Origin of the sequence: Micromonospora sp. MP36, from assembly GCF_008119785.1 — a bacterium.
In the GTDB taxonomy this organism is placed as follows: domain Bacteria; phylum Actinomycetota; class Actinomycetes; order Mycobacteriales; family Micromonosporaceae; genus Micromonospora.
This window is the reverse complement of the sequence record NZ_VSFA01000154.1, coordinates 1-13,246: the sequence shown is the minus strand read 5'-3', so window position 1 is coordinate 13,246 and position 13,246 is coordinate 1. Positions and strand designations below refer to the sequence as shown.

Here is a 13,246-nt window from a genome sequence, read left to right as displayed (position 1 = left end):
CTTGGGCGGGTGATCGCCTCCCGCCGCCTCCTGATCACCGACCTGGTCTGGGCGCTGGTCCTCCTGCTGCTGGTCGCCTACACCGTCACCGACCCGCCCGGCCCGGCGTACCCGGGACCCTGGTGGGCGGTCTGGGCCACCGCCGGGCTCGTCGCGCTGCCGGTCGTCGCCCGGCGGCGGTGGCCCCTCGCCGTGCTGGCCGTCGTGCTCGTGGTGGCGGCGTCGGCGACCGCCGTGGGCGTGGCCGGTGCGGGGATGCTGATGATGGAGTTCGTGCCGGCGGCGACGGCCCTCTACACGGTTGCGGCCGCTCTTCCGCCGCGCCGTTCCGTTCCCGCGCTGCTCGCCGCCCTGGCCGTCCCGGCGGCCGCGATCGCGGTGTTCTACGCGGCACGGCTGCCCTCGCTGCCCACCGCCGCCGGCTCGGAGGTCCCCCTCTGGGCGCCGGGGGAGATCGGCGTGACGGGGGCCCTGCTCGCGATCTGCTGGTCGGTCGGGCGTCTCGTCGGGTGGCGCCGGGACCTTGCCGCCAGGCTGGCCCGCTCCCAGGCCCACACGGCGGTCGTCGACGAGCGACTGCGGATCGCGCGGGAACTGCACGACATCGTGGGCCACAGCATGAGCCTGATCTCGGTGAAGGCCACCGTGGCGAACCACCTGGCCGACAGCAGGCCCGACGAGGTCCGGGCCGCCCTCGCCGTCATCGAGAAGACCAGCCGGACGGCACTGGCCGATCTCCGACGAGCGGTCGGCATCCTCCGGACGGAGGGCGCCGGTGAGCCGGGCGTCGAGCTCGCCCCGACGGCGGGGCCGGCTCAACTGGCGGACCTGGTCAGCAACGCCGAAGGCACCGGCGTACGGGTGCGGTTGCGGGTCGACGGGGTCGACGACCTGCCGCAGGCGCTCGGCCTCACCGCGTACCGCGTCGTGCAGGAGGCGCTGACCAACGTCATTCGGCACGCCGCACCCACCACGTGCCGGGTCGATGTCGAGGGGAGCGCGGGAACCCTGCGCATCGAGGTGACCGACGACGGACCTCCGGACCCGACCGGGGCTACGCCGGGCACCGGGCGGGGACTGGCCGGCATGCGGGAGCGGGTCGCCATCTACGGTGGCAGCATGATCGCCGAACCGCGGCCCGAGGGCGGATTCCGGGTCTGCGCGCTGCTGCCCTACTCGCCGGTCGGGGAGGCGGGGTGACCGGTTCCGCCGTCCGGGTCGTGATCGCGGACGACCACACCCTGCTGCGGGACAGCTTCCGGATGCTCATCGACAGCACTCCCGGCCTGGGCGTGGTGGGTGAGGCGGCCAGCGGCGCCGAGGCGGTGACGGTGTGCCGACGGGAACGGCCCGACGTGGTGCTCATGGACATCCGGATGCCCGACGTGGACGGCATCGAGGCCACCCGGCGGATCTGCGCCGGCCCGGACACCCGGGGCAGCCGGGTGCTCATCCTCACCACCTTCGATCTCGACGAGTACGTGTTCGGCGCGCTGCGGGCGGGCGCGAGCGGGTTCCCGGTCAAGGACGCCAGTGCGGCGGACCTGCTCGCCGCGATCCGGGTGGTCGCGGCGGGCGAGGCGCTGCTCGCGCCGACGGTCACCCGCCGCCTCATCGCCGCGTTCACCGCGCGGCCACCGGAACGGGCCGGGACGTCTCCGCTCCTCGACCGTCTCACGGTGCGCGAGCGCGAGGTGCTGACCCTCATCGCGCGGGGTCGATCCAACACGGAACTGGCGACGGAGCTGTGCCTCAGTCATGGCACGGTGAAGACGTACGTCGGACGACTGCTCAGCAAGCTCGACGTACGTGACCGGGCGCAACTGGTCATCCTCGCGTACGAGACGGGGCTCGTGACGCCGCAGGGCTGACCCGCGGCCGCCGGCCCGCCGCGTCAGGACGGGGCGGGGCCGAGGCTGTCCCGGCGGACCAGTTCGGCGGGGAGGGTCTCGGTCCGGTCCCGGTCGGCGGCCGGGTCCAGGGCCAGGGTCATCGCCCGGGCGCCCAGCTCGGCCAGCGGCAGCCGGACCGTGGTCAGGGTGGGCGTCACGTCGGCGGCGATCGGCATGTCGTCGAAGCCGACCACGGAAACCTCCTGCGGCACGCGTACGCCGCGTTGCCGGAGCACGGACAGGGCGCCGACCGCCATCGAGTCGTTCAGCGCCACGACCGCGGTCAGCCCCGGTACGCCATCCAGCAGCTCCGCCGTGGCTCGCGCCCCGGAGTCGCGGGTGAAGTCGGCGTACCGGATCCGGTCGGCGGGAAGCGCCCCATCGAGGCCGGCGGCCAGGCCGGTGAGCCGGTCGGTGGTGGTGGTCAACGCGTCCGGGCCGGCGATCACGCCGACCACCCGGTGCCCGAGCCGGCGCAGTTCCGCCCCGACCAGGCGGGCGCCCTCCTCGTTGGCCGGCAGCACCGCGTCGCCCCGGTGCCGGTGCCGGCCGACCAGCGCTACCCGCCCGCCGGTGGCCACGTACGCATTTAGCCGCTCGTCGAGCAGCGCGTTGACGCCCGCGTCGTGGTAGCCGGACCCGGCCAGCACGATCGCGGCCACCTGCTGGGCGCGGAGCAGGTCGACGTACTCCAGCTCGCGTTCCGGGTCACGGTAGCTGTTGCAGATGATGACCAACCGGCCCTGCTCGGTGGCCACCCGTTGCAGCCCCCGGGTCACCTCGGCGAAGTACGGGTCGGAGACGTCGTGCACCACCACGCCGACCACGCTGCGCTGCGGCCGGGCCAGCAGCTGGGCGTGTGCGTTCGGCACGTACCGCAGCTCGGCGACGGCCCTGAGCACCCGCTCGCGCAGCTCGTCCGCGACCGGCTTGCTGCTGCGGTTGATCACCCGCGACGCGGTCGCGGGAGAGACGCCCGCTCGGCGGGCGACGTCGGCCAGCGTCGCCATGCCACCCCCTTTTCTCACCCGGTCGCCGAGAGGTTATCGCAGCACCGCAAGGAGGCTGGATCGGCGGACGTCATTCTCCCCCAACCCCCGCCTCACCGCGACGGGACGGTGGGTCGGGAGGTGGTGGCGGTGGTCCGCACCGCCTTGACGATGGCGGGGACGGAGCCGACCAGCAGGACCAGCGCCCACACCGCCGCCACCACGGCGAAGATCAGCGCGCCGAGGTCATCGGTGATGCTGACCAGGATCATCGGCACCAGCCGGTGCAGGAACTCCAGCACCACCGTGCAGACCAGGGTGGTCAGCGCCAGCAGCACCAGGCCCTTGTTCTGCAGGAAACGCGGTTGGGCGAGCAGCAGCAGGCCGGCCCAGACCAGTTTGAGCAGCAGCACCAGGCCGAGCAGCACGGCCGCGTCTCCGACCGGGAAGAACCCCCACACCACCAGGTACGCCAGCGTGCCGAACGGCGCCGCCAGGAACAGCGAGACCATCACGGTCAGCTCGACGAAGGCCACGATCAGCAGGACCACCGAGACGATCAGCAGGACGATCGCGAAGACCAGGGTGGCCACCCCCTGCACCCGGCCCTGGATCCGGTCCGGCACCACCAGGCTCAGGCTGAACAGCCCGGTGGTCCAGAGCGCCACCACGTCGATCAGCGCCAGGTAGCCCGTGCCCCGGCCGGCCGGCTCGGTGACCGTCCCGACCTCACCGAGCTCCACACCCAACTGCCCGGCGCTGTCCCGCAGCGCGCCACCCGCGTCCCCGCCGCCGGTGAGCAGCGCCGCCCCCAGCTCCAGCCCCACCACCAGCGCCACCGCGAGCAGCGCCAGCAGCAGGAACGGTTTGCGCAGCTCACCCATGCCGTGCCTCCCTCCCGGGTCCCGCCCGGCGCGTCCGTCCGATCAGGACCGGGCGACGGTGACCGTGCATCCGTCACCTCCCGGGCAGCGCAGGGTGACCTCGGTGGCCCGGTCGACGGCCACCTTCGCCACCGCCGCCGTACCCTCGTCGCCGGGGCTCACCTCGTCGCGGACGGTGACCTCGGCGTCCCCCGGTGCGGGCGCCGTCACCTCGAACGCCGCCGGACTGCGCAGCACCAGGGTGCGCAGGCCGCCCGGGTCGGCGACCCGCAGCAGGCAGCCGGTGGGGAAGGTGACCACCGTGCCGTCGGCGGAGGCGGTTGGCGGCGCGGCGGGCGGCGCGCACGCGACGGAGACCGTGGCCGGGTCGACCGTGGCCGCGCCGCCGCCCAGCCCGCTCAGCCAGCCCGGCCGGGCGGCCGGGTCCCCCCGGTCGTGCCGGCCCCCGCCGACCGCGATCAGATAGAGCGCCACCAGCAGCCCGCCCAGCGCCGCCAGCAGCAGCTTCTGCCGCCCGCTCATGGTCGATCTCCGCTGCGTTCGCTCATGGCCGATCTCCGCTGCGCTCCGATCGACCATGAGGCACCACCGCGCTGTGCCTGATGATTCGCTCGCTGCGCTCGCTCATGGCGCTCACGGCTGAATGAGCTGGGTGAACCGGAGCTGGTCGACACCGGCGTAGTAGAGGTCGGTGGCCTGCGTCTTGCTCACCGCCACCAGGGTGACCTGGTGGGTTCCCCGGTTCAGGGTGACGGTGCCGACGTCGATCCAGTCGGTCTTCACCACGGTCGGGGTGAAGCCGAAGAAGGTGTTGCCGACCTGCCGGCCGTCCACCAGGAAGATGGTGTTGGCGTAGTCGTACGACGTGGTGCGCACGGTGGCGAAGCGCCAGGTCCCGTCGACCGGGAGGTTCACCGTGACGGTCACCCGGTCGCCGATCGTCCGGCCCTGAAAGAACAGCTGGGCGTCGCCTGACCAGGTGACGAGGCAGCAGTTCCGCTGCTCGATCACGGTCGCCGCCACCGGGCCGGCCGACTGGACCACCGCGCCCGGCACCAGGCTTTCCGCCTCCAGGGTCACCACCTGGGCCCGGGGCGGCGGAGGCGGCGCGTCACCGCCGCGGGTGACCAGCCAGCCGACCACCCCGGCCACCACCAGCACCAGCGCCGCCGCGGCCGCGAGCCACGGCCACGGCGTGCGCTTCGGCGGTACGACGGCCTGCACGTCGTAGGTCACCCGCCCACTGGACCGGGAACTCTCCTCGGGTGCGGTGTTCGCCGAGTACGCGAACCCGGTCATGTCGTAGCGCCGGGGTGGGGTGCCGGGTGGCACGGTGAGCCGGACCAGGAAGGAGACCGAACCCTGCCCGGGCACCACCCGCTGCGGCTCGGCGACGGTGAACCAGGCGCGCTGGCTGCCCTCGCCGGGCGCCACGTCGAAGACCACGGTGTCCGGCGCCGCGCCCGGGTTGGAGACGGTGAAGGTGAGCTCACCGCTGTTGCGCACGTCCAGGGTGAACTGCTCGGCGGCGGCGACGACCGCCCATTCGGTGGTCATGACGGCTCCTCTGGGGACGGCACGGACGGCGGGGACGGGACGGCGGTGACGATCTCGACGGTGACGGCGGCGGGTTTCTCCGCCTCGACGATGCGGGTGATCACGGCGAGCTGGTCGGCGGCGGCCGGTGGCACCCGGACCACCACGTGAAACGGCCGGTCCGCCGGCTCCTCGAGCAGGAAACCGGTCGCCCCGGTGGCCAGTTCCAGTGCGGTGCGCATCCCGTACGGGGTGCCCCGCCAGCGGGCCAGCAGCGCGCCGTGGGCGACCAGGTACCGCAGCCGGCCGAGCGGCAGCGGCAGCGGCGCGTCCGCCCGGGGCGTGGCGACCACGTGGTCCATCGCCACCCAGCGGGTCAGGTACGCGACGAAGCCGTCCGGGGTCCGGTACGGCGCGAAGAGCGCGTCGACGTCGGCGAGCACCGCCTCGTCCGGGGCGTGCAGCGCCTCCATCACGTCCAGCAGCGCGCCCAGCACGCTGCCCGGGCCGGCGGCCCGCTGGTACGCGGCGGGCAGCAGCCGCTCAATCGCGGTTCGGCGCATCCTGCCGCACCACCTCGATGTCGTGCTCGCCGGAGCAGAGCAGCCAGGTGCCGGGGACGGTGACCACGTCGGCGGTGGCCTGGTTGGCGCTGGCCGTCCAGTCGACCGCGTCGCCGGTGCGATACACGCCGCGCTCCCCGCCGGCGAGGATCAGCCGGTCCGGCCCGCCGGTGGCGGCGATCGCGTCGACCGGGACGAACCGGGTCCGGTCCCGCAGCGGCAGCCCGCAGTTGACCATCACCGGCTGCCACTGCGGCTGGGCGGCCAGGGTGTCCAGCCGGACCACCCCGCCGCTCTGCGTGGCGGCGACCGCCAGCGTGCCGCTGAACGCCAGGTCCCGGCAGGTGCCGCCGATCCAGCCGGCCTGTACGGCCTGCCACTTGACGTCCGACTCGAACAGCCGGGTGCGGTGGCAGCCCTGCCCGGGCTTCTTCGGGTCCGGCTCGCCGGCCCCGCACCACAGCAGGGTCGCCGGGCCGTCGTACTGCACCGCGAGGACCCGGTTGTCCACGTTGGCCAGGCCCACGTGGGCGAAGGTGCCGGGGCGGCCGGCCGCGGTGGACAGGTAGACGCCGAAGCCGGCCTGGGCGGCGACCGCCACGCCGGGGGCGCCGCGCTCGGAGACGAACGCGCGGACCGCGTAGAAGCCCCGGTCGGCGTCGGCCGGGTCGACCAGGATCTGCAGCGGCACCGACCCGGGCAGCAGGGAGACCTCGTACAGGCCGGCGTCGGTGGCGAGCAGCAACGCGCCCGCCCCGTCCCGGTCGATCCAGGCCAGATCCTGCACCCGGGAGTCCAGGTCGGTCAGCAGCGTCCAGGTCTCGCCGAGGTCGGTGCTCAGCCGGACCCGGGAGCCGCCGGCGTCGCGGGCGGTGACCACGGCCACCGAGCCGGCCCGGGGTACCACGCCGGGGCGTACCGGGGCGGGGGCGGGGACCACCCGGACCACGGTCTCGGCGTCGAACCGGCCGGCCGGCTCCCAGCCCGCCCCGGCGTTGGTGGAGCGGAACAGCACCGGGCCGCGGCCCGCGTACCAGGTGCCCGGCTGGTACTGGTCGACGGCGACGGTGCGCACCTGCGCGTCGGGCGCCTCGTCGACCACGAACCGGACCGACTCGACGTAGCGCACGCCCGGCTCGGCGTGCTCCAGCATCCGGTACACGTTGGACGCCCGCAGCGGCTCGCCGAACGCCCAGCCGGTCGGGTTGAGCGGGGTGGGCAGCGGGCTGAGCGTCTGGTGCAACCGGTCGTGGATGCGGCTGCGGACCGCGTCGACGTCCTCCTCCCGGCGGACCACCACCCGGGCCCGGATCGACACCGCCTTGTAGCGGGCCCAGCCGGCCCGGACCGCGGTGCCCAGGGCCCGCCGCCGGTCCAGGTCGGCCTCCACCCGGCGGCGAGCCTCCTCCACCTCGTGCTCGCGCAGCACGCCCACCGGCAGCCGGCCGCCGGGGCGGGCCTGCTCCGGCACGTACGGCACCAGCACCACCTCGACCTCGCCGGGCCGGGCGAAGCTGTAGACCGCCGCCCGGGTGAACGCCCGGGCCCGGGCCACCGCGCCGGAACCGGCGGCGAGGATCTCGTAGTCGCGGGCGGTGACCGCGCGCTGCTGGGCGAAGAACTCGTACGGCCCGCGCGTGAGGGCCGACTCCAGCGACTCCAGGTCCCGACCTCCGCCGGCCGGCTCGGGGTTGTCCACCCGCAGCCCGGGCAGCGGGTCCCGCAGGCTGGTGAGCGTCCCCGCGGCCACGTTCCCGGCCGGCCCGCCGCCGCACCGGTACCAGAGCCGGATCTGCCGCCCGGCCGGCGGCACCGCCGCCACGGTCACCAGGCCGCGCGGCGCCCGTGCCGCCTCGCCCGGGCCGCCGGCCGCCGGTCCCGCGCCGCCCCCGGCCGCTGCGTCGCCGGTCGCCGGGCCGCTGCCGGGCGCCAGGCCGTCGATCCCCGGGCCGGGCACCCCCTCGACGTCCGGCCCGGCGTCCGGCCCGGTCTCCGGCCCGGCCGGCGGGCGCAGGTCCAGCGCGGGGGCGAAGGTGACCACCCCGGAGGCGCGGTCGACCAGGTAGACCTTGGCCTGCGGGCCGACGCCGGCGAAGCTGTCCACCGGCCGCCAGATCTCGTACGTGCGCCCCTCGTGCTCCCGCGCGGCCGCACCCAGCTCCACCGAGCCGGTCGGCACCTCCACCCCGAGCAGCAGGTCGAGCGCCTCGGTGGTCCGGGTCAGCGGCGCCCGGGCCGCCCGGAACACCTGGCCGGCCTGGCCGGTGCCGACGCCGAGCAGTTCCGCCTCGACCGGCTCGCAGTGGTGCATGCGTACCGTCACCTCGGTCTCCCCCTCGGGAAGCAGGGCCGGCTCGGTGGTGACGAAGACGACCGGCCGGGGGTCGGCGCCGCGGGCTGCGGCGACCCGGGTGCCGGCCGGGACGCGGACCGCGCCCCGGTCCGGGCCGGTCCGGCTGAACCGGACGTCCGCCCAGGCCGCGGTGGGCGGGTGCCGGGCCACCCCGAGCAGGTTGAGGAACGCGACGTACGCCTTCTCCGGCAACTGGTTCAGCCGGTAGATCATCACCTCGGTCAGGTAGGCGAACGCCTCCAGCAGCGCCATGCCGGGGTCGTGCGCGGAGAGGTCGGTCCAGTCGGGGCAGGACCGGCGGATCCGCTCCCGCGCCTCGGTGACCAGGTCGAGGAAGGCGCGGTCGTCGAGGTGCGGCACGGGCAGCGTCATGACGTTCCCTCCTCGCCGGGGTCGTCGGCGGGCAGCAGGTCGACGGAGAAGACGAGCTGGCCGGGGGAGAGGCTGGCCCGGACCCGGTAGTCCAGCCGGATCACGAGCCGCCACGGGTCGTCCGGGTCGGGTCCGGCGTCCACGTCGATCACCTCGACCCGGGGCTCCCACCGCCGGATCGCCTGCCGCACGTAGTGGATGGCCAAGCCGGCGGTGGTGTCGTCGTTGGGCGCGAAGACCAGCCGGTGCAGCCGGGAGCCGTACCCGGGGCGCATCAGCCGCTCGCCCGGCGTGGTGGACAGCAGCAGGTACAGCGCCTGGCGTACCGTCTCGTCGCCCTCGGTCATGGCGAGCCCGCCGGCGGCGGTCAGCGCGAGGCCGCCGGTGCGACCCGCGTCGAAGCCAGCGCCGACGAAGCGGAAGGCCCTCATACGTCCGCCTCCAGGAAGCTCTGCCGCGGGTCGCGGACGGTGTGGTGGACCAGCCCGGGCGGGGTGCCGTCGGTCAGGCCGTCCAGGTTCGACAGCACCACCCGGTGGCCGTCGACCCGCAGCCAGGTGCTGTAGCCGACGGTCACCTGCAGCGTCTTGGCACAGGGCTTGATGACGGGGCCGTAGTTCGGGCAGGCGGTGATGTCCCGCCCCTCCGGGTCGGTCGCCACCAGCACCGGGACACCCTCGACGGTGACCCACTGCTGGGAGGCGCGGTTGGCGACCCGGCCGTCGTGGTCGCAGGTGATCAGCGAGTCGCGGTGGATCCAGCGCATCAGCCACCTCCGTGGGCACGGGCGAGGGCGCGGGCCTGCGCCGCGGCGGTGTCGGCATCCTCGGCCGCCTCGGCATGCCGGAAGTCGACGGTCCGGGCGCGGACCACCATGGCCCGGCCCGGCGCGGAGAGCACCAGGTCGCCGGCCGCGTGCACGGTGGTCAGCTCGGGCCGCAGCTCCACGAAGCTGCCCGCGTCGGTGGCCAGCCGCAGGGTGCGCCCGTCGTCGTCGATGACGATCGACTGGCCGGTGCCGGTCCGCATCGACCAGCGCCGGGACCGCCCGTCCACGATCCCCGCGTCGTACGGCTCGACGGCCCCGAAGAGCGAGCCGAGCACGATGCCCGCCGCCGGTTCGCCGCCAGGAAGCGCCACCAGCACGGTGTCCTCCGGGTCGGGCAGCGCCACGATGCCCTTACCCCGGCCGGCGCCCGGGCAGACCACGGCGAGCCAGCCCGCGTCCAGATCCCCGTACGCGGGCAGCGTCACCCGGGCCCGGCCGAGCCGGTCGGGGTCGTCGACGTCGGTGACCGTGCCCAGGGTGACCGTGGCCGGGGCGGGCGCGGCGGCCGGCGGCGGCTCCGGCGGGACCGTGGAGAACCGGCTCAGGTGGCCGTTCGCGTCGACCGTGTGCACCACCTCGGTGAGCACGTACACCCCGGCTACCGGCGCGGGCACGCCGGCCAGGGCGATTCGCCGGCCGGGGCGCAGCGCCGGGTCGCCCTCGGCCGTCCCCGCCGCGGTGACCAGCGCGGCGACCCGGGCGTCCAACCCGGCCTGAGCGAGGGCGGCGAGCTCGTCGTCGCTGCGCCCCGGCTGGTCCACGGCGGTCCGCACCCCGTCCGCGCCCACCTCGCCCGGCTCAGGCCGCAAGGGGATGCGCCGCCCGGAGCGGGCCGCGTCGGCCTGCTGGCGCAGCGGCTCGGCGCGCTGCGGATGCCAGCCGAGGGCGGCGCACTCCGCGCCGGCCCGGTCCAGGTTCTCCGCGATCCGCAGCGCGTGGACGGTGTCGCCGAGGGTCAGCGGGACCGGTTCGCCGTAACCGTCGAGGGTCAGCAGCCGCAGCCGGTCACCGTCCACGGCCAGGTGCAGGCCGGCCCGGCCGGCGACCTCGCGGAGCAGGTCGAGGTCGCTGTGCCGGTGCTGGAGCAGCCGGTCCAGCCGGGGCCCGTCGGTCTCCGCGTCGACGGTGAGCCCGAGGTCGGCGCAGAGCGCCCCGGCCAGGTCGGCGGCGGTCACCGCCTCGAAGACCCGCAGCTCCTGCCGTTTGCGCAGCCGGTGCAGCGGGTCGTACGCGCGGATCCGCAGCAGGGCGACCCCGTCGGCGGCGTAGTCCACCTCGACGGCGGTGACCTCGCCGGTGAACAGGGCCTCCGGCTGGCCGTCCAGCCGCAGGTCGAGGGTGGCGCCGGGGCGTACCGGGGGGTCGAGGGCGGCGGCGCCCGGCCCGGTGGCGAGGGTGAGCTCGCACTGGGTCGGCTGGTCGAGGCGGGCGGCCACCCGGACATCCCGCAGCCGGCGGGGGTCGGTCAGCGGGGTGCCGTCGATCGTCACGGTGGCGGCCCGGTTCACGCCGCACCTCCCGTCGCGTCGCCGCGTTCCCGCCCGGCGTGGCGTCCTGCCGGGCCGGCGGGCCGGGGTGCGGCAACGGCGCGGGGTTCTCCCGTGCTGGCGGGCTGCGGTGCGGTCACGGCGTGGTCCCTCCCGTCCCGTCGCCGGTCGGCGTCGCGGTGGCCGCCGGCACGGCCAGCGCCGTGCCGGCCGGCACGGTCAGCGGGTCGCTGATCCGGTTGTGCTCGGCGAGCAGCCGCCAGCGCAGCGGCGACCCGAGCGCGTCGTGGGCGAGCAGGTCGAAGCGCACCCCGGACCAGCCGGGCTCGGCCGCGCCGTCCGCAGCGGCGACGACCGCCGACCCGGGCGGCAACGGCGTGCTGGCCGCGGCCAGTTCCTCCGCGAAGCCCGCCTGGGCCGCCTCGGCGGACTCGGCCACCCGGACCAGCTTCAGCCGCAGCCAGGAGCGGCGGGGCGTGCCGGTGAGGGTGAACCCGTCGAAGCGTTCCGCGATCGCCACGATGACCCCGGGCACGTTCCAGGTCTTGCCCCACACCAGCCGGACCAGCGGGGGTCGCAGCCAGCCGTGCTCGGTGGCCGAGTTCTCCGCCAGCAACCACAGCGGCCGGGTGAGCGCGCGGACGTCCTCGGGGCGTACCTGGGACTCGACCAGGTCGGTGTCGAAGAGCAGGTCCAGCACCAGTTCGGTGCGCCCGCCGCCGGTGAAGACCAGCGGGTCGTCGGCCAGGCCGGCCCCGGTGAGCTGGCCGTCGGCGGCGCCCCGGGGGCGTACCCCGGCCAGCCGGGTGACCTGCACGGTCTCCGGGTTGAGCAGGCAGTCCACCCGGGTGCCGGACTCGTCCACGAGGAAGGCCACGCGTTCCATCACTCGCCCGCCTGTTCCCGGTCCAGCCGGCGCAGCCGCGCGGCGTCGACCGTGGCCGCCGCCGGCAGCCACAGCTCCCGGTCGTCGGGCAGCGCCGGCCAGGGGTCCCGCCGGCGCCGGTCTCCGGGTGCGCCCCGGGCCTCGGCACGAGGTGCGGTCCGGGCCTCGTCCGGCAACGCCGGCCACAACCCGGTGGCGGCGAGCGGCGGCGACGATTGCGCCGGGACGGACGCCGAACGCTCCTCGCTCCACTCCGGACCGGCGGTGGCCGGCCCGCCCGCCGCCCCGGAACCGCCCGTCCGCGTTCCCGATCGAATCTCGCCGCGGTTCGGATGCAGCTGTTGTTCCTCCAGCGACGACAGCTGCACCCGAAGGTCCGCCACCCGGGTCGGGTCGGCGCCGAAACCGCCGGCCCGGTCGAGATGCCCACCGTCGCGCGGGTCGGGGCGACGTGGTGCAACCGGCGTATCCCCGTCGGGCCGCCGGCCCGCCACGGGTGCGGCCCGCTCGCCGTACCCGGGGAGCGTCGGGTCGTCGCCGTGGCCGGACCACCCGGTGCGCGGGCCGGGCCCGTTGCTCAAGCTGGGCCCGGTCCGGGCGATGTGTGCACTGGGCTCGCCGGGGCGAGGCGGGGCCTGCCGGGCGCGCCCCGGGTGGGTGCCCGGTGCCGTGCTGGTTTCCTCGTCCGCTCTGCGGCCGTCATGCCCGGTCCCGGCGGTGCCGCCTGACCCCCGCTGACCAGGCGCCGCCGCGATGTGATCCGGGAAGCCGGTGGACGCCGGGTCCAGGTCGGTCCGGGAAGCCGAGGGCAGCTGGGCGTGGGCACCGCGGTAGCCGAACGGGGGCACCCGCGGCTGTCCGGCGGTCTCGGCACGGAGACGCGGGCCAGCCGCAGTTGCCAGCCGTTCCCCGCCGTGGTGCTGGCCGGAGGCCGCGTCCAGGCCCGACCCGGCCAGCCGGTCCGATCCGGCCAGCCGGTCCGGCCCGGCCGGCGGGTCCGCGTCAGGGCGCCGCCACCGGCGCCGGACGCCGCGCCCGAACCGCGCCCGCCACCTCCGGCCGCCCCGCGTCCCGACCACGGCCCGGCCGCCGTCCCGCCCCTGCACTCCCACCGCCCCGCCCGCACCCACCCCGTCCTCGGGCCCGTCGATCAAGAGGTCTGCGTCGTCTGACGCGGCGAATCCGACCGAAACTTCTTGATCAACAGCGGCGAGGTCGGCCAGGGGGAGTGCGGCTGGGGGGAGGTCGCGGAGGAGGCCGGGGGCGTGGGCGGCGACCAGGCGCAGCCAGTGCTCGGGGGGTTCGCCGGGGCGGCGGGGCGGGGGCGGGTCCACCGCCACCGGGGCGAGCCGGTCGCCGGTCGGGGTGACGAGCCGGTCGAGGGTGGGGGCGGCGTGGCGGTCGAGGGCCAAGACCCAGACCGTGATCGACACTGGTGGCAGTGGCAACGGCGGA

At 75.8% G+C, this 13,246-nt stretch carries 13 protein-coding genes; 2 read left to right on the top strand and 11 right to left on the bottom strand.

Annotation, left to right across the window (positions count from 1 at the left end; all coding sequences use genetic code 11):
- Together FXF52_RS38185 and FXF52_RS38180 are read left to right on the top strand one after the other, a co-directional pair.
- The coding region (locus tag FXF52_RS38185; protein ID WP_319993802.1) for a sensor histidine kinase at positions 1-1,200 on the top strand (1,200 nt) is incomplete at its 5' end.
- Positions 1,197-1,871 carry a response regulator transcription factor gene (locus FXF52_RS38180; protein ID WP_148804543.1) on the top strand — a complete coding sequence of 225 codons (675 nt, stop codon included), beginning with the start codon at positions 1,197-1,199 and terminating at the stop codon, positions 1,869-1,871. The genes FXF52_RS38185 and FXF52_RS38180, both read left to right, overlap by 4 nt.
- Before the next feature lie 23 nt (positions 1,872-1,894).
- On the opposite strand, the gene FXF52_RS38175 is transcribed toward FXF52_RS38180, so the two are convergent.
- From FXF52_RS38175 to FXF52_RS38125, 11 genes are all read right to left on the bottom strand, one after another.
- On the bottom strand, positions 1,895-2,902 hold the full coding sequence (locus FXF52_RS38175; protein WP_148804542.1) for a LacI family DNA-binding transcriptional regulator: 1,008 nt from the start codon (positions 2,900-2,902) through the stop codon (positions 1,895-1,897).
- A gap of 92 nt (positions 2,903-2,994) precedes the next feature.
- Complete coding sequence (locus FXF52_RS38170; protein WP_148804541.1) at positions 2,995-3,765, bottom strand: hypothetical protein; 771 nt, start codon at positions 3,763-3,765, stop codon at positions 2,995-2,997.
- Positions 3,766-3,807: 42 nt separating this feature from the next.
- Entirely contained in the window at positions 3,808-4,287 is a 480-nt protein-coding gene (locus FXF52_RS38165) for a hypothetical protein (RefSeq protein WP_148804540.1), read from the bottom strand.
- Between the two features lie 111 nt (positions 4,288-4,398).
- Positions 4,399-5,322 carry a hypothetical protein gene (locus tag FXF52_RS38160; RefSeq protein WP_148804539.1) on the bottom strand — a complete coding sequence of 308 codons (924 nt, stop codon included), beginning with the start codon at positions 5,320-5,322 and terminating at the stop codon, positions 4,399-4,401.
- Positions 5,319-5,864 (bottom strand): phage tail protein, encoded by a 546-nt coding sequence (locus FXF52_RS38155; protein WP_148804538.1) that lies wholly within the window; start codon positions 5,862-5,864, stop codon positions 5,319-5,321. The genes FXF52_RS38160 and FXF52_RS38155 overlap by 4 nt, the downstream gene beginning before the upstream one ends.
- Entirely contained in the window at positions 5,845-8,589 is a 2,745-nt protein-coding gene (locus FXF52_RS38150; RefSeq protein WP_148804537.1) for a putative baseplate assembly protein, read from the bottom strand. The genes FXF52_RS38155 and FXF52_RS38150 overlap by 20 nt, the downstream gene beginning before the upstream one ends.
- Complete coding sequence (locus FXF52_RS38145; protein ID WP_148804536.1) at positions 8,586-9,020, bottom strand: GPW/gp25 family protein; 435 nt, start codon at positions 9,018-9,020, stop codon at positions 8,586-8,588. Before FXF52_RS38145 ends, FXF52_RS38150 begins: the two co-directional genes overlap by 4 nt.
- Positions 9,017-9,355 (bottom strand): hypothetical protein, encoded by a 339-nt coding sequence (locus FXF52_RS38140; RefSeq protein ID WP_148804535.1) that lies wholly within the window; start codon positions 9,353-9,355, stop codon positions 9,017-9,019. The genes FXF52_RS38145 and FXF52_RS38140 overlap by 4 nt, the downstream gene beginning before the upstream one ends.
- Entirely contained in the window at positions 9,355-10,926 is a 1,572-nt protein-coding gene (locus FXF52_RS38135; protein WP_148804534.1) for a phage baseplate assembly protein V, read from the bottom strand. Before FXF52_RS38135 ends, FXF52_RS38140 begins: the two co-directional genes overlap by 1 nt.
- 115 nt (positions 10,927-11,041) lie before the next feature.
- Positions 11,042-11,791 (bottom strand): hypothetical protein, encoded by a 750-nt coding sequence (locus tag FXF52_RS38130; protein ID WP_148804533.1) that lies wholly within the window; start codon positions 11,789-11,791, stop codon positions 11,042-11,044.
- Positions 11,791-13,246: hypothetical protein (locus FXF52_RS38125; RefSeq protein WP_222870907.1), on the bottom strand; the 1,456-nt coding region annotated here is incomplete at its 5' end. The genes FXF52_RS38125 and FXF52_RS38130, both read right to left, overlap by 1 nt.